Origin of the sequence: Mesorhizobium sp. M1E.F.Ca.ET.063.01.1.1, assembly GCF_003998155.1 — a bacterium.
In the GTDB taxonomy this organism is placed as follows: Bacteria; Pseudomonadota; Alphaproteobacteria; order Rhizobiales; family Rhizobiaceae; genus Mesorhizobium.
Window position 1 is genome coordinate 1 of sequence record NZ_RZSC01000070.1, and the last position, 16,498, is coordinate 16,498.

Sequence of the window (16,498 nt, forward strand, 5' to 3'; positions counted from 1 at the left end):
CGGTCGCCGGCAACCAGCGCGACCGGCGCCGTCACCTCGATGCCGGCCTTGGCGCGCGAGGCCGCCGAGAAAATTGCGAGCAAAAGGTCCGTCTGACCATGGCCGGCAAGACCGGCAAGGCCGATGATCTCGCCCGCGCGGGCGACAAGTTCCTTGCCATCCTGCTGCCGTGCCGGACGCGCCCGCACTCTGAGCGCACCGGCCTCGGCCTTCCGCGTCTCTTTAGCGGTCCGCTGATGGCCCTCGGCGCCACCCATGGCGGCGACCAGCTTGTCACGGTCGAAAGCGCTGGCGGCATCGGCCGCGACCACCTTGCCGTCTCGCATCACCACGATGCGGTCGGCATTCTGCAGCACCTCGCCCAGCACATGCGAGATCAGGATGCAGCTGCCGCCCGCCCCGACGAAGCGGCGCACGAAAGCGAGCAACTGGCCTGCCGTATGCGCGTCGAGCGACGAGGTCGGCTCGTCGAGGATGACCAGGTGCAGCGGCTCGCGGGTCCATGTAAAAGCGCGCGCCACCTCGACCATCTGCCGCCGCCCGATCGAGAGGTCGCCGGCTATATCGTCCGCCGCGATGCCGTGGTCGGGAAAGATCTCATCGAGCTTGGCCTGAATGAGGTCGGCGGCCTTGCGCCGCCAGCCGAAACCGGCGAGCGAGGGATGGTTGATGCGCGTGTTCTCGGCGACGCTGAGGTTGGGGCAGAGCGACAGCTCCTGGAAGACGCAGCGTATGCCGAGCTCGAGAGCGCGCGCCACGGAATAGGCGGCTTCCTGATTGCCGCGCACGGCGATCTGCCCGCCGTCGGGCCGCAGCGTGCCCGCCACCATATGCATGAGCGTCGACTTGCCTGCGCCATTGTGCCCGACCAGCCCGACGCATTCGCCGGCGCCGACATGAAAATCGACGCCGTTGAGCGCCCGGACGGCGCCGAAATGTTTTTCGGCGCCGTCCAGCCTGACGATGTCTGCAATAGCCTGGAGCATCCTCAACTTTTATCCGGTTGCCGATGCGGCTGGCAACGTTGGCCACTATTGCTTGATGTTGGCCTTGATGGCCGCAACGGCTTCTTCCTGCGTGTATTCGTGGGTGGCGACGCCGCCCTCCTTGATCTTCGGCAGCGCGGCTTCGAAATCGTCCTGGGTGAAGGCAAGATAGGGCACCAGCAGGTCGTGCGGAATGTCCTTACGACCGTCGAGCACCTGCTGCGCCACCCAGAAGGCGAGCGTCGACACGCCGGGCGCGATCGAGGCCGACCAGGTCGTGTAGCCGTCCTTCTCCTTCTGCTCCTTCCACCACTTCAGCTCGTCCTGACGGTTGCCCATGATGATGGTCGGTCGCGGCTTGCCTGCGGCGGCGAAGGCTTGCGCGGCGCCATAGCCGTCGCCGCCCTGGTCGACGATGCCGACGACGTCGGGGAGCGACGGCAGGATGGTCGCCACCGCCTTCTGCGCCGTCGTCTGGTCCCAGTCGCCGGTCACCGAGCCGACGATCTTGAACTCGGGATGGGCGGCGACGCCTTCGAGAATGCCGGCATGGATGGCATCGTCGATCGAAGTGCCGGCAAGGCCGCGGATTTCCAGCAGATTGCCGCCTTTCGGCTGGAACTTGGCCATCTGCTCGACTTCCTGCTTGCCCATATCCTTGAAGTCGACGACGACGCGATAGGCGCAAGGCTCGGTGACGATGCCATCGAAGGAGACGACGACGATGTTGGCGTCGCAAGCCTGCTTGATGGCGCCGTTCAACGCATCCGGCGAGGCGGCGTTGATGACGATGGCGTCATAGCCCTGCAGGATCAGGTTCTGCACCTGCGCGGCCTGGGTCGGCACTTCCTTGTCGGCGGTGGTGAAGACATCCGCCGCCGCGACCACCTTGTCCTCGACCGCTTTCTTGGTGACGATGCCGTAGCTGTCGAGCATCGCCTGCCGCCACGAATTGCCGGCGTAGTTGTTGGAGAAGGCGATCTTCTTGCCGCTCGTGCCGGCAAGCGCCGTGCCCGAGGCGAGCATGGCTGCAAGAGCGCTCAAGACCAGTAGTTTCTTCATGTCATTATCCTCCCAGATGTGTTGACTGCTGCACTTCCATCGGCCTTCCGGGCCGGCTTCACTCCAATCAAATCCGAGCCCGTTCGCTCAAAACAACCTCAGCCCCGGCACGCGGACCCTCAACCGGTAGAGCGATGTCGAGGCGGCAATGTAGAGGCTCCTGAGATCATCGTCGCCGAAGGTGAAATTGGCACAAAATTCCGGTGTCGCAATGACGCCGATCAAATCGCCCGAGGCATCGAAGACATGGATACCGCCGGGCCCGGTGCAATAGAGATTGCCCCGGCTGTCGATCTTCATCCCGTCCGGCGAGCCCGGCTCATCGCCTTCCGTCACCGCCCACACGGCGCCGCCGTTGAGATCGCCGTTCGCTTCCACGCCGAACACCCTGATATGGCCGCGCTCGGTATCGTTGATGAAGAGCCGCGATTCATCGAGCGAGAAGCAGAGCCCGTTGGGCTGCGTGAAGTCATCGGCGACGAGCGTCAGCCGGGCGCCGTCGCCGTCGATCCGGTAGACGCCCTGGTGCGGCAATTCCTGCGACCTCGGCACGCCGTAGAACTCCGCCCGCCCGTAGGTCGGATCGGTGAAATAGATCGAGCCGCCGGTGGCGACGACGATATCGTTCGGGCTGTTGAGCTGCTTGCCCTGATAGTGGGTGGCGAGCACCGTCTTCGCGCCGCTCGGCTCGGCGCGGGTGACCCGGCTGGTCGCGTGTTCGCAGGTCACCAGCCGCCCCTGCCGGTCGAGCGTGTTGCCGTTGGCCATCTGGCTCGGCTCGCGGAAAAGCTCGATCTCGCCCGAATTGCCGAGCCGGTACATGCGGCTTTGCGGAATGTCGGAAAAGACCAGCCATTTCTCGTAAGGGTGCCACACCGGCCCTTCGATGAAGGAATACCCTGTGGCCAGCCGCTCCATCGCCGCATTGCCGACGACATCGTCGAAGCCGGAATGACGGGCGTGTGCGGGCATCGACATTACGAGCCCTTCGGTTCCCGCACCGGCTTGCCGCCGACGAACCAGTCGCTGCCTGGCACATCCTCGATCACCACCCAGATGGCTTCCTTGGGCAGTTCGGCGATCTCGCTGATCGCCTCGGTGACGCGGCGCGAGATCTCGTCCTTGCGCTTTTGCGAATGGCCCTCGAGTATCCGTATGCTGACGAACGGCATGGCGCTTCCCCGGGATTCTTGTCTTTTATTCTTGTCAGACAAAAGCCTAGTCGGGATGGGGATCGGGCGATAGCGGCCTATGCGCAGCACCGACTGTGGTTTTGCACAGTCGCGGCGTTCAAGGTCGCTACTCCTGCAATGGCGTCGCCTGCGCGAGCCAGGCGTCGAGCTGTTCCTGCTCGCGCCGCAACGCGTCTATGTTGATCAACCCGCGCGCCATGGCGAGGTAGATCGCCCGCGTGCGCGAGTTGAACACCGACGCTTCGCCGGCCCCCTCCTCGGGCGGCACGATGCCCAGCTTGTCGTAGACATGCTTGATGCGGCTCTGCGCGCCACGGATCGACAGGCCGCGCCGCGCCGCGATCGCCCTATCTGTCAGGCCGAGCGCGATGTCGATCAGGCTTTCATATTCGCCGTCGGTGATGCCCTCGAAGCGGTCCTGAACGCGATGCTGGATGCCGCGGATCTCGCGGTCGATGATGCAATGCCCCTCGCGGAACACGCCGCGCAGCGCCGAGCGCATGCCTTCTTCGGTGGCCGACTTCAGCACATAGCCATAGACCGATCCCGGCGGCACGATGCGCGCCACGCCCCGCACATAGGCCTCGTCGGCAAAATTCGACCAGAACAGGATATGCGTGCCGGCGCGCCGGCTCCAGATGGCGCGGGCCACCTCGATGCCGGTCGCCTTGGGAAGCTGCAGGTCGAGCACGACATGCGGCGGCTGCCGCTCGGCCGCGAGGTTGATGGCATCCTCGCCGTCGCCGGCTTCGATCACCTCGACGTCGCCCGGCCATAGTTGCTCGACGGTGCGCCGCGCGAAGGTGCGGTGCAGGCCGTCATTTTCCGCGATCATGACCAGCATCACACCACCTCCGCCACCGGCTTACCCTCGGTTGCCGCAGCGCCACGTGCCAAAACCTTGTCGGCCGCCGGCTCGCGGTCGATCTCGATGACGACCCGCGTGCCGCCCTTGCGGTTGGCCGGCTCGAAACGCAGCCGCGCCCCGACAAGGGCCGCCCGCGTATGCATGTGGCCGATGCCGCCTTGGGCGGCGGGGTCGACCGCGCCGCAGCCATGGCCGTCGTCGGTGACGGTCACGCTGAACGTATTTGGCGTCGAGGCCAGTTGCACCTCGATGCGGCTCGGCCCGGCATGGCGCACCGCGTTGTTGATCGCTTCCTGCACGATCCTGTAGAGCGCCGTGCGCAGCGTTTCCGACAGGTTGTCGGCGCTGCCGTCGCTGGTGTCGGCTATGCGCACCGCGATCGGCGGCTTGGCCCTGGCGACGCTGCGGTTGAGATGCGCCTCGACGGCATCGCGCAGGCCGAACAATTCCAGCACGCTCGGCCGCATGTCGTCGACGATGTGGCGCAGTTCCGCCAGACAGCCCGCGACCTCCTGCTCGAGATCGGCAAGCTGGGCCGTCCGTGCCACGCCCCGGCTGCGGAAGGCCGAGACCTGGCGCGCGATGCGGGCGAGGTCGGCGAGCGTCTGGTCGTGCAGGTCCATCGCCATGCGGCGGCGCTCGCGTTCCATGCCGGCGGTCAGTTGCGAGGCGCCGACCCGCAGCAGCTCCGCCCGGTTGCGCGCCTCGCTTTCGGCGAGCATGGCGCGGCGCGCTTCCTCGGTCTGGATCAGCGCGAAGATATAGGGCCCGATGAGATCGGCGCATTGCTGGGCGACGTCGACGTCGGCCTGCGTGTAGCACCCGGCCTCGTGCCGGCTGATATTGAGCGCGCCGATCACGCTGCCGCGCGCCCTGAGCGGCACGATGATGCGGCTGCGCAGCTTGGCGGCGAAGATCGGGCCGTCGAAAGCTCCGTCGAAATGAAAGCGGTCGTCGACGAGCGCATTGTCGGACAGAAGATAAGGCGTCTCGCCCCGCAGCACGCGACGGATCGGGCTGCCCTCGACCGGATGCTGCGCAAGCTCGCTCCAGCTTGTGTGGAACCCGGCCTCGTAGCAGGCATGCATGCGGCCATCGAGCGAAAGCACCGCCAGGTCGATGTGGTCATGCGGTATGAGCGTGCCGATCTCGATCGCCGTCGCACGGAATGCCGAGCCCGGATCGATGTGGCCGGCTAAAGCCCGCGAAATCGCGAGCAACCGGTCGATCAGTTGGGGAGATACTTCCGACATCGTCTCCTCCCTTGCCGCTGGACGAATGCCGCGCAAAAACGAGCAATGCCGAGCCATATGGCACGGCTGCAAGCGCTGTTTCCCGCATTCCTCCCTGCTTGCGAAATAGTGAGCGCTTGACGGTGCCGCTGTCAACGATGGCTCCTGCGGCGGCAGGCGATCAACTTCAGGTGCGACGATTGAAAAGCCTGCGGCTCCTGGTTTAGGGATGGCCGAGGAGATCGCATGGCATGGCAGCGACGCCGACTGTTGCTCGGGGCGCCCCGGGAATTCCCGCACGCTGGACGTCAAGCGCCAAGAGCGGCGTCGGCACCGCGCTTTCAGCGAAAAGCCCGCTCTGGTTCACCATCAGCCACGGCATATTGAACGAGATCTACTATCCGCGCCTCGACAGCGCCTGCACGCGCGACATGGGGCTGATGATAACCGGCCCCGGCGGCTATTTCTCGGAGGAGAAACGCGATGCCGTCCACCTTGTCGAGCCGTTCGAGGACGGCGTGCCGGCCTACCGCATGGTCAATACGGCGACCGATGGCGCCTACCGGTTGGAAAAGCGCATCATCACGGATCCGAAACGGCCAGCGCTGCTGCAGGAAATCACATTCGCGGCGCTTAAAGGCTCGGCTTCGGACTATCGCGTCTACGCGCTGCTTGCGCCGCACCTCGTCAATGCCGGCATGGGTAACACGGCCTGGGTCGGCGAGCATAAGGGAGAGCGAATGCTCTTTGCATCGGGACGAGGCGTCTCGATCGCGTTTGCTTCTTCACTGCCCTGGGGCGCCTGTTCGGCCGGTTATGTCGGCTTCTCCGATGGCTGGCAGCAGCTCCGCGATGGCGGCGCGCTCGATCCTGCCTGTCAGCGGGCGGAGGACGGCAATGTGGCGCTGACCGGCGAGATCGGCTTCGCGGCAGGCGAGGGCACGGCCTTGCTGGCGCTCGGCTTCGGTGCCTGGCCGCAACAGGCGGCGGAGATCGCGCTGGCCAGCCTGAGGGACGGTTTCGACGCGGCTGCCGAGACCTATGCCGGCAACTGGCGGAAATTCCAGGCCGGGCTGGAAAAGCTCGACCGGCACGCTGCCTCCGGCCTGAACACTTACCGCGTCAGCACCGCGGTGCTTGCCTCGCATCTGTCGATCGCCAGGCCCGGGGCCGCCGTCGCCAGTCTTTCGATCCCCTGGGGCTTCAACAAGGGCGACGACGATCTCGGCGGCTACCATCTGGTCTGGCCGCGCGACCTGGTCGAGACGGCGGGCGGCTTCCTCGCCGCCGGCGACGCCAGGCAGGCGCTGCAGATCCTCACCTATCTGCGCTCGATCCAGCGGCCGGACGGCCATTGGCCGCAAAATTGCTGGTCGAGCGGAGAGCCCTATTGGCCGGGCATCCAGATGGACGAATGCGCCTTTCCGCTGCTGCTCGCCGACGCCTTGCGCCGCGCCGGCCATCTGCCGCGCGCGAAACTCGACGATTTCCTGGCCATGATCGAGAGCGCTGCTTCCTATGTCGTGCGCAACGGCCCGGTCACCGGCGAGGATCGCTGGGAGGAAGACGCCGGCTACAGCCCGTTCACGCTGGCGGTCGAGATCGCGGCGCTGCTTGCGGCGGCGGATATGCTGGACGCCTGCGACAAAAATGAGCCGGCAAAATATCTACGCGAGACCGCCGACTGCTGGAACGGAGAGATCGAGCGCTGGACCTATGTCACCGGTACCGAACTCTGCGCCAGGGAGAGCATCGACGGCTACTATGTCCGCATCGCGCCGCCTGACGATGGCGGCGCCGCTTCGCCGAAGGACGGCTTCGTGCCGATCAAGAACCGGCCGCCCGCCGAGACCGACCGCCCGGCCGAAGCGATCGTCAGCCCTGACGCCCTTGCGCTGGTACGTTTTGGCCTCAGGGCAACGGACGATCCGCGCATCCTGAACACGATCAAAGCCATCGATGCCGAGTTGCGCTGCGATCTGCCGCAAGGCCCGGTCTGGTACCGCTACACCTGCGACGGCTACGGCGAGCACGAGGACGGCTCGCCTTTCGACGGCACCGGCCAGGGCCGGCCTTGGCCGCTGCTCACAGGCGAGCGCGCGCATTACGAGCTGGCGGCCGGACGGCACGGCACGGCGGCCGAACTGCTCGAAACCTTCGAGCGCTCGGCCGGTGTAGGCGGCCTCCTGCCGGAACAGGTCTGGGACAGACCCGACATGCCGGAGCGCGAATTGCGGCTCGGCGCACCGTCGGGCAGCGCCATGCCGCTGGTCTGGGCGCATGCCGAGCACATCAAGCTCTTGCGCTCGCTGCGCGACGGAACCGTCTTCGACATGCCGCCGCAAGGTGTCGATCGCTACATCAAGCGCAAGACCGTCTCGCCCTTCCGGACCTGGCGCTTCAACAACAAGATCCGCTCCATTCCCGCCGGCAAGGCCCTGCGCGTCGAGCTTTCAGCCCGTGGCGTTGTCCACTGGAGCAGCGACAAATGGCTGACGGTGCGTGACGACAAGACGGCCGAAAACGCCTTCGGTGTCCATCTTGTTGACCTCGATGTCGCCGACCTGCCGCCGGGCAGCACGATCGTCTTCACTTTTTTCTGGCCCGAAGCCGGCCGTTGGGAGAATGTCGACTTCACCGTCGGCATTGATCCTTCGGATAGCCAGTAAGATTTCTTCTTTCCTCAAGCTATTGGGACGACACCATGCAGATCGGAATGATGGGACTGGGCAGGATGGGCGCCAATATGGTGCGCCGCCTGGTGCGGGACGGCCACGAATGCGTCGTCTACGACATCAACTCGGCAAGCGTCGCCGGCATGGTCAAGGACGGCGCCATTGGCGCCGCCTCGCTGGAGGAGTTCGTCGCCAAGCTCGCCAAGCCGCGCTGCGCCTGGCTGATGCTGCCGGCGGCGATCACCGGCAGGATCGCCGACCAGGTGGCGGCGCTGATGGAGCCGGGCGACATCATCGTCGACGGCGGCAATTCCTACTATCACGATGCCGTCGACCAGGCGGCGAAGCTGGCGACCAAGGGCATCAGCTTTGTCGATGTCGGCACCAGCGGCGGCGTCTGGGGCCTGGAGCGCGGCTACTGCCTGATGATCGGCGGCCCCGATGAAGCCGTGCAGCATCTCGATCCGGTTTTCGCCACGCTGGCGCCGGGCGCCGACCCGGGCTCCAATCCGCCGAAGGATGCCGGAAGCGCCCCCCACGGCTATCTGCATTGCGGGCCGAGCGGCGCCGGCCATTTCGTCAAGATGGTGCATAACGGCATCGAATACGGCGTCATGGCCGCCTATGCCGAGGGCATCAACATCCTGAAGTCGGCCAATGCGGGCAAACGGCAGCGGACGGCGGACGCCGAGACCAGTCCGCTGGAAAACCCGCAATATTACCAGTTCGATATCGACCTCGCCCAGGTGGCCGAGGTGTGGCGGCATGGCAGCGTCATCGGCTCCTGGCTGCTCGACCTTACCGCCGGCGCGCTGAAGAATGATCCGTCGCTCGCCCAGTTCGGCGGCCGCGTCTCCGATTCCGGCGAAGGCCGCTGGACGCTGAAGGCGGCGATCGACACAGGCGTTCCGGCGCCGGTGCTCTCCGCGGCACTGTTCGACCGCTTCTCCTCGCAAGGCGAATCCGCATTCGCCGACAAGCTTCTGTCCGCCATGCGCTATGCCTTCGGCGGCCATGTCGAGAAGCCGAAGACCGGCGCGTGAAGGGAGAGGCGGCATGAGCCAGGAGAGGTCCGACACGCTGGTGCTTTTCGGGGCGACCGGCGACCTTGCGCACAAGAAGATATTTCCGGCGCTCTATCACATGGTCGCCAAGGAGACGCTCGCCGAGCCGGTGATCGGCGTCGCCTTCGAGCCCTGGGACATCGGCAAGCTGGTGGACCGCGCCCGCGACGGCATCGTCAATGCGCTGGGCGCCGTCGACGACAAGGTGTTCGGCAAGCTCGCCTCGCTGCTGCGCTATGTCAGCGGCGACTACCGCGACCCGGCGACCTTCGAGAAGCTGAAGACGGCGCTGGGCTCGGCGCAGCGGCCACTGCATTACATGGCCGTGCCGCCCACGATGTTCGAGATCGTCGTGCAAGGCCTGGAACAGTCCGGCACCGCGCGCGGCGCGCGGCTGATGGTGGAAAAACCCTTCGGCCACGACCTGCAGTCGGCGCGCTGGCTGAACCGCGTGCTGCATCTGGTGTTCGACGAACGATCGATCTTCCGCATCGACCACTATCTCGGCAAGGAAGCGATCCAGAACCTGCTCTATTTCCGCTTCGCCAACTCCTTCCTCGAACCGATCTGGAACCGCAATTTCGTCGAGAGCGTCCAGATCACCATGGCCGAGGATTTCGGCGTCGAGGGCCGCGGCCGTTTCTATGACGATGTCGGCTGCATCCGCGACGTCATCGAGAACCATCTGCTCAACATCCTGCTGCTTTTAGCCATGGAGCCGCCCGTCGGCCGCTCGGCCGATGACCTGATCGACGAGAAGGTGCAGGTGCTCAGGGCGATTCGCACCCTGAACAAGGACGATGTCGTGCGCGGCCAGTTCGACGGCTATCTGGCGGAGCCGGGCGTGCGGCCGAACTCCCCCGTCGAGACCTTCGCCGCGGTGCGCTTCTTCGTCGACACCTGGCGCTGGCGGGACGTGCCCTTCTTCATCCGCGCCGGCAAGAACATGCCGGTGCACGCCACCGAGGTGATCGTGCGGATGAAGCGGCCCCCGCTCGATGTCTTCGACCCGATCAAGCCGGACGACGCCAACCATGTCCGCTTCCGCATCGACCCGCAGGTGGCGATCTCGATCGGCGCTCAGCGCAAGGTGCCAGGCGACGACATGATCGGCGAGCAGGTGGAGCTGACCGCGCTCGACGACACCAAGGGCGACATGCCGCCCTATGAAAGGCTGATCGGCGACGCCATGAACGGCAACGGCCAGCTCTTCACGCGGCAGGATGCGGCCGAGCTTGCCTGGCGCATTGTCGGCCCGGTGCTTGGCGACATGACGCCTCCCCCTATCTATGCCCCCAAGACCTGGGGACCGGCCGATGCCATGGACGGCTTCGGCCCGCCCAATGGCTGGATCAACCCGACGAAATAGTTTGGAGGCAACGGGATGGCGAAATCGGCAAAGCCGGCGGCGGCGAAGGGCGACCAGATCGTGCTCACCATCGACGTCGGCGGCTCGCGCGTGAAGATCCTCACCAGCGCCGGCGGCGAAGTCCGTCGCGCCGAATCCGGGCCGGGCTTGACGCCTGAGCAGGTTGTCGCCTCGGTGAAGAAGCTTGCCGAGGGGCTGAGCTATGACGTCATCTCGATGGGCTACCCGGGCCCGGTGCGGGACAACAAGCCTTCGCTCGACCCCTTCAATCTCGGCAAGGGCTGGAACGGCTATGATTTCGCCGCCGCCTTCGGCAAGCCGGTCAAGCTCGTTAACGACGCATTGATGCAGGCGATCGGCAGCTATGAGGGCGGCCGCATGCTATTCCTCGGCCTGGGCACCGGCCTCGGCGCCGCGATGATCCTCGATCACGTCGGGCAGCCGATGGAGCTTGCCCATCTTCCCTATAAGAAGGGCTGCAGCTTCGAAGACTATGTCGGCGAGCGCGGCCTGGTAAAGCACGGCAAGAAAAAATGGCGCAGATACGTTTTTGATGTCGTAAACAGGCTTCGCGCCGCCTTGCAGCCGGACTATGTGGTCATCGGCGGCGGCAATGTCGACAAGCTTGATGAATTGCCCGAGAAATCCAGGCGCGGCGACAACACTCGCGCCTTCGAAGGCGGATTTCGACTGTGGCGCGACAAGGCGCTGATCGTCTGATATTGTTACATTTCAGTATAGTTGTTCAAAATAGCGTGTAACCGCGCGACTGGTCGTTGCGCTGTGCAGATTTGCCGACTAGGAATTCGCCGGCCTTGTGGAGAACGCGGCAGCGCTCTGATTTACATCCCGATTTTCGCGGCCATGCGGCACAGACGGAGGAATGACGTGGACGAGGACACCAACACAGCCAAGGAAGTCGACCTGCTCGAGCTCACCGCTCACATCGTGTCGGCCTATGTCGCCAAGAACCGGTTGCCCGCTTCGGGCCTGGGCGAGCTCATCGCCAGCGTCGCCTCCTCGATCGGCGAACTCAACCAGCCGCCGGCGCCGCCGGCGCCCCCGCCCACGCCAGCCGTCAATCCGCGGCGCTCGGTGACGCCGGACTACATCATCTGCCTCGAGGACGGGAAGAAGTTCAAATCGCTGAAGCGCCATATCGGCGTGCATTTCGGGCTGACGCCGGAAGCCTACCGCACCAAATGGGGCCTGCCGGCGGACTACCCGATGGTCGCGCCCAATTATGCCGCGTCGCGCTCCGAGCTCGCCAAGTCGATCGGCCTTGGGCGCAAGGCGGAAGCCGAGCCGGTCAAGCCTGCGAGAGGCAGAAGGGCCAAGGCTTCCGCCTGAGACGTCACCTGCCTGTACCAACAGTTTGAGAAGCCTGCCGGCGAATCCGCCTTGGCAGGCTTCCTGCTTTTATGGCTTGGATAGGCTGAACCTCGGGGGAGCCTGGCCATGAACTACGCAAGGATGGTGATCGAGAAGGAGGCGCCGGAAGAATACGGCTACGACCGCATCCGCTGTAATCTCTCCGAAAGCTCGATCGCCGACCAGAAGCTCTCCGACATCGGCCTCTCGCTGCCCGACCTCACTTTGTTCTACGGCGAGCATCGTGGCGACAAGGAGTTGCGCACGCTGATCGCAGCACAAAACGAAGGGCTCTCCGCTGACGACGTGCTGGTGACCGCGGGCGCCGCCGGCGCGCTGTTCATCATCGCCACCTCGCTGCTGTCGCCGAGCGACCATCTCGTGGTCGTGCGGCCGAACTACGCCACCAACATCGAGACCCCCAAGGCGATCGGCTGCGCCATCTCCTATGTCGATCTCGATTTCGAAAACGGGTTCGCGATCGACGTCGAGCGCGTCGCGGCCGCCGTGCGGCCGAACACGAAGCTGATCAGCGTCACCTGCCCGCACAACCCGACCGGCACGATGATGACCCGCGCCGATCTCGACGCGCTGGTCGCGCTCACTGAGCGCCGGCGTTGCCGGCTGCTGGTCGACGAGACCTATCGCGATCTGTCCTATGGCGAGCGGTTGCCCTCGGCGGCATCGCTGAGTGCGAGCGCCATCAGCGTCTCGTCGCTTTCCAAGGCCTTCGGCATTCCGGGCATCCGCATCGGCTGGCTGGTCGCCAGGGACAAGGCGGTGCGGGAGACATTCCTTGCCGCCAAGGAGCAGATCGGCATCTGCGGCAGCGTCGTCGACGAGGCGATCGCCCGCGCCATGCTCGAGCGCCGTGATGCCTTCCTGGCATCGCTGCTGCCCCAGATGGCGAGGCGGCGCGACATCGTCCAGGCCTGGATCGACGGCGAGCCGCTTGTCGACTGGGTGCGGCCGCAAGGCGGCGTCGTCGGCTTTCCGCGGCTGAACGTCGATACCGGCTTCGACCTCGACCGGTTCTACACCAGGCTTCTCGAGGAGCACGGCACCTATGTCGGCCCAGGCCACTGGTTCGAGATGCCGAAGCGCTTCTTCCGTGTCGGCTTCGGCTGGCCGAAAGAGGCGGAATTGCGCGGCGGTCTGGAAGCCATCTCCGCCGCGTTGAGGGATTGAGCCCCTTCCCATCGCGAACGACCGTTCCAGATTTCTTCAGCCAGCGCCGATTTTTTTGCGCGCGCGGCGAAACGAACTGGGCTAAAGGGTTCTGGCCGGACCAGCGCCCGCCGTGGAAGTGCCCCGCCGGCCAATGCCACAACGGGGCCCTTGAACCATGACCGCCGAAGCAGCTTCACCTGACCAGCGCTATGCCGCTTTCCGGCACCGGCCGTTCCTCAGCTACTGGACGGCGCGCTTCCTCACCACCTTCGCCACCCAGATCGTCTCAGTCGCCGTCGGCTGGCAGATCTACGACCTGACGCGCAATCCCTTCGACCTCGGCATCGTCGGCATCGTCCAGTTCCTGCCCTCGCTGCTGTTGGTGCTCGTCACCGGCGTCGTCGCCGACCGCTTCGGCCGCCGCCTGATCATGACCTTGGCGTCGTTGGTGGAAGGCGGCTGCGCGCTCGCTATCCTATTCCTGACGCTGCGCGGCCTGACCGGTCCGCTGCCGATCTTCGTCGTGCTCGCTCTGTTCGGCGTAGCCCGCGCTTTCTACGGACCGGCCTCGTCCTCGCTGTTCGCCAATCTGGTGCCGCAGGAGGATTTCGCCAACGCGATCGCCTGGAACTCGTCGGCCTGGCAGACCGCGACGATCGTCGGCCCGGTCGCCGGCGGCCTGCTCTACGGGCTCTCGGCGGAAATCGCCTACGCCACTGCGGCGATCCTGCTGCTTGCCGCCGCGCTGCTCGTCTTCACCATCCCCAAGCCCGCTCAGCAGACCGCCACCGACAAGCCGACGATGCAGACGCTGTTTGCCGGCTTCGGCTATATCTGGAGCGAGAAGATCGTGCTCGGCGCGATCTCGCTCGACCTCTTCGCGGTGCTTCTCTCCGGTGCCTCGGCGCTGCTGCCGGTCTATGCGCGCGACATTTTGGAGCTCGGCCCCTGGGGCCTCGGCCTGCTGCGCTCGGCGCCGAGCATCGGTGCCATCTGCGTCGCGGTCTGGCTCGCCGGCCATCCGATCCGCGACCACGCCGGCGTGGTCATGCTCGGCGCCGCAGCGTCGTTCGGCGTCTGCACGGTGCTGTTCGGCCTGTCGACCATCACCTGGCTGTCGATCGCGGCGCTCGTCTTGCTCGGCGCCACCGATATGTTCAGCGTCTATATCCGCGAGACGCTGATCCAGCTCTGGACGCCGGACGAGGTGCGCGGCCGCGTCAATGCGGTCAACCAGGTCTTCGTCGGCGCCTCCAACGAACTCGGCGAATTCCGCGCCGGCACCATGGCGGCACTGATCGGCACCGTGCCGGCGGTGGTGGTCGGCGGCATCGGCGCCATCGCGGTCGTCGGATTGTGGGCCTGGCTGTTCCCGGCGCTGCGGCAGGTGCGGCATCTGAACAGCCGGAACTGAGCAAGCGCCAAGCTTGCGCCGACAACGGCCGAGATGGGGCCGTTAAGGAGCCGGTCCGCTCTGTGGCGCGGCATCAGAAAGCTGCCGTCGAGGCTGCTGTCCCAAGCGATTGCGAGGCGATGACATCTTCTATTGGGACGATACCGGCTTCACCGCCGGCGGGAAGGTCGTCGACGGCGTGCTCCATCACGCAGGAATGATCCTCTACCGCAAGAGGTGACGGTCTCTAAGGCTGACGACGCGGCCGAAAAAAGGCGCGAATTTCATGCGCCAGCAACTCTGGCTGCTCAAGTGCCGCGAAATGGCCCCCCGCCGGCATCTCAGTCCAGCGGGCGACATCGAAAACGCGCTCGACCCAAGACCGTGGCGGCATCGGCAGTTCGTGGGGAAAGAGCGCGACGCCAAATGGCGGCGTCACGCGCTCATCAAGGTCGAACGAGAGTGGGCAAAGGCGATTCTCCTTGTACAGCCGCAAGGAGGCGCTGAGGCTGTCGCCGAACCAGTAGATAGAAATATCGGTAAGCAGCGTATCCAGGGAGAAAACGCGCTGGATATCACCATCGCAATCGCTCCAGGATCTGAATTTCTCGACAATCCAGGCAGCGAGACCCACGGGAGAATCAGTCAGCGAGAAGGCCAGCGTCTGTGGCTTGGTGCCTTGCAAAGCCGCATAGGCTCCTTCATCTGCCGCCCAGGACGAAACCCGTTTAAGAAACTCTTGCTCCTCATTTGTCACGGGCGGTGATGCCGGTCCCAGGGTCGGGCGGAAGCTGCCGGGAATATAGTTGACATGAACGCCTGCCAAGCTGTCTGGGAACTGCCGCGCGAGCCAAGCCGAGACACCGGCGCCGATATCGCCCCCTTGAGCTGCAAACCGGTTGTAACCAAGACCTTCCATCAATCGATGCCACAGTTGGGCAATCGTTCGTGCGTTGATACCAGGGTAGGAGGGCGCAGGCGAGAAGCCATAGCCGGGAAGGGAGGGCACGACGACGTGAAAAGCATCGGCGGGATCGCCGCCGTGAGCTCCGGGGTCGGCCAGCAACGGAATGATGTGTTCCATCTCGGCGAAAGAGCCTGGCCAGCCGTGCGTCAGGACAATAGGCATGGGTGATGGCCCTGCCCCGCGCTGATGGACGAAGTGGACGTCCGCGTTATCAATAGTGGCGATGAATTGTGGTAGTCGGTTCAGCCGCTCCTCTTGCGCGCGCCAGTCAAAGTTGTGGAGCCAATGGTGAGAAAGCCGCTGCATGAACAGCAGGTTCGCGCCGTCGGCCCAACTCTCGTCATCAAGTGAACTCGGCCAACGCGTCGCACGCAGGCGATGTCGCAAGTCAGCCAGCGCTTCGTTGGGGATGTGGATCGAAAAAGGCCGGATTTTCATATTCTGCCATGGTGCAGGGTGTCCGTCACCATAGCGCTAAAGCCGGTGTACCAACAATCGATGTGGTTCACCTAACGCATGTCGCCCAAAAGTGCGCAGCGGTTTTGGGGGAACGACATGCATCAAAACAAAGACTTAAAGCGCGTCGCCTGGCTCCTCTTCAGCGCGACGCGCTTTAATCTCGCAGCGCAGCGGACGTGAACGTTCGCCCTGAGCTTACGGCCGCTTCCGGGCACCGGGCACAGCGGTCCGGATGGCCGACTCTGCAGCGCAGAGCGGTCGTCCACGTCTCGACAGGACGTAGGTCGTCTTCCGGTCAAGCTCAGCCACTCGGGGCAATTGGCTTTTACTCTATCCCACAGCCGGTTTGCCGAAGATCAGGCCCAAAAATTCGCCCAGCCAGCGTTTCAGATGCATGTCCCAGATCAGCCGGCCGCCGAGGTGATCGCGGCCGGGCTGGGCGCCGGGCAATTCGAAGCGATGCGCGCCGCGCACCACCCAGCGATGCATCATCACGCGGGTCAGCTCGCCATGGAACTGGATGCCCCAGGCATTCTCGCCATAACGAAAAGCCTGGTTGGGATAGGTTTCCGCCGTCGCGAGCAGCGTTGCCTCCTTCGGCAGCGAAAAGCCCTCGCGGTGGAACTGGTAAACCATCTCCGGCCAGTGCAGCAGATTCTTCCCCGCCTCGGTCGCCTTCAGTGGATACC

14 protein-coding genes and 2 pseudogenes are annotated in these 16,498 nt (G+C 65.0%); 8 read left to right on the forward strand and 8 right to left on the reverse strand.

The genetic code is table 11. The annotated features are described in order from the left end of the window. The 6 genes from EOA29_RS08500 to EOA29_RS08525 all read right to left on the reverse strand — a co-directional run. A partial coding sequence (locus EOA29_RS08500) for an ATP-binding cassette domain-containing protein (RefSeq protein ID WP_145969641.1) occupies positions 1-986 on the reverse strand: 986 nt, incomplete at its 3' end. Positions 987-1,031: 45 nt separating this feature from the next. Then, entirely contained in the window at positions 1,032-2,048 is a 1,017-nt protein-coding gene (locus EOA29_RS08505) for an ABC transporter substrate-binding protein (protein WP_126091257.1), read from the reverse strand. 87 nt (positions 2,049-2,135) lie between these two features. Next, on the reverse strand, positions 2,136-3,026 hold the full coding sequence (locus EOA29_RS08510; RefSeq protein ID WP_126091256.1) for an SMP-30/gluconolactonase/LRE family protein: 891 nt from the start codon (positions 3,024-3,026) through the stop codon (positions 2,136-2,138). Then, on the reverse strand, positions 3,026-3,220 hold the full coding sequence (locus EOA29_RS08515) for a 4-oxalocrotonate tautomerase family protein (RefSeq protein ID WP_126091255.1): 195 nt from the start codon (positions 3,218-3,220) through the stop codon (positions 3,026-3,028). The genes EOA29_RS08510 and EOA29_RS08515 overlap by 1 nt, the downstream gene beginning before the upstream one ends. Before the next feature lie 127 nt (positions 3,221-3,347). After that, positions 3,348-4,085 carry a response regulator transcription factor gene (locus tag EOA29_RS08520; RefSeq protein ID WP_126091254.1) on the reverse strand — a complete coding sequence of 246 codons (738 nt, stop codon included), beginning with the start codon at positions 4,083-4,085 and terminating at the stop codon, positions 3,348-3,350. Next, positions 4,085-5,362 (reverse strand): ATP-binding protein, encoded by a 1,278-nt coding sequence (locus EOA29_RS08525; protein WP_127220748.1) that lies wholly within the window; start codon positions 5,360-5,362, stop codon positions 4,085-4,087. The genes EOA29_RS08520 and EOA29_RS08525 overlap by 1 nt, the downstream gene beginning before the upstream one ends. A gap of 230 nt (positions 5,363-5,592) precedes the next feature. Here EOA29_RS08525 and EOA29_RS08530 point away from each other — a divergent pair, with 230 nt between their 5' ends. The 8 genes and pseudogenes from EOA29_RS08530 to EOA29_RS08565 all read left to right on the forward strand — a co-directional run. Beyond that, positions 5,593-8,010, forward strand: a complete 2,418-nt coding sequence (locus tag EOA29_RS08530; protein ID WP_127220749.1) for a glucan 1,4-alpha-glucosidase — start codon at positions 5,593-5,595, stop codon at positions 8,008-8,010. A gap of 35 nt (positions 8,011-8,045) precedes the next feature. Continuing rightward, positions 8,046-9,059, forward strand: coding sequence for a phosphogluconate dehydrogenase (NAD(+)-dependent, decarboxylating) (gene gnd, locus EOA29_RS08535; protein ID WP_126091251.1), 1,014 nt, complete (start codon positions 8,046-8,048; stop codon positions 9,057-9,059). 13 nt (positions 9,060-9,072) lie between these two features. Next, entirely contained in the window at positions 9,073-10,449 is a 1,377-nt protein-coding gene (gene zwf / locus EOA29_RS08540; RefSeq protein WP_126091250.1) for a glucose-6-phosphate dehydrogenase, read from the forward strand. Between the two features lie 15 nt (positions 10,450-10,464). After that, on the forward strand, positions 10,465-11,169 hold the full coding sequence (locus tag EOA29_RS08545; protein WP_127220750.1) for an ROK family protein: 705 nt from the start codon (positions 10,465-10,467) through the stop codon (positions 11,167-11,169). Between the two features lie 168 nt (positions 11,170-11,337). Beyond that, on the forward strand, positions 11,338-11,799 hold the full coding sequence (locus EOA29_RS08550; protein WP_126091248.1) for a MucR family transcriptional regulator: 462 nt from the start codon (positions 11,338-11,340) through the stop codon (positions 11,797-11,799). 108 nt (positions 11,800-11,907) lie between these two features. Beyond that, complete coding sequence (locus EOA29_RS08555) at positions 11,908-13,008, forward strand: pyridoxal phosphate-dependent aminotransferase (protein ID WP_126091247.1); 1,101 nt, start codon at positions 11,908-11,910, stop codon at positions 13,006-13,008. 157 nt (positions 13,009-13,165) lie between these two features. After that, on the forward strand, positions 13,166-14,404 hold the full coding sequence (locus EOA29_RS08560) for an MFS transporter (protein WP_127220751.1): 1,239 nt from the start codon (positions 13,166-13,168) through the stop codon (positions 14,402-14,404). Between the two features lie 106 nt (positions 14,405-14,510). Continuing rightward, a pseudogene (locus tag EOA29_RS08565) lies at positions 14,511-14,624 on the forward strand (Atu4866 domain-containing protein); the annotation flags it as partial. Positions 14,625-14,630: 6 nt separating this feature from the next. On the opposite strand, the gene EOA29_RS08570 reads toward EOA29_RS08565, so the two are convergent. Further along, complete coding sequence (locus tag EOA29_RS08570; RefSeq protein ID WP_126091244.1) at positions 14,631-15,788, reverse strand: epoxide hydrolase family protein; 1,158 nt, start codon at positions 15,786-15,788, stop codon at positions 14,631-14,633. A 351-nt stretch (positions 15,789-16,139) separates the two neighbouring features. Further along, positions 16,140-16,498 (reverse strand): annotated as a pseudogene (locus tag EOA29_RS08575) (GMP synthase); the annotation flags it as partial.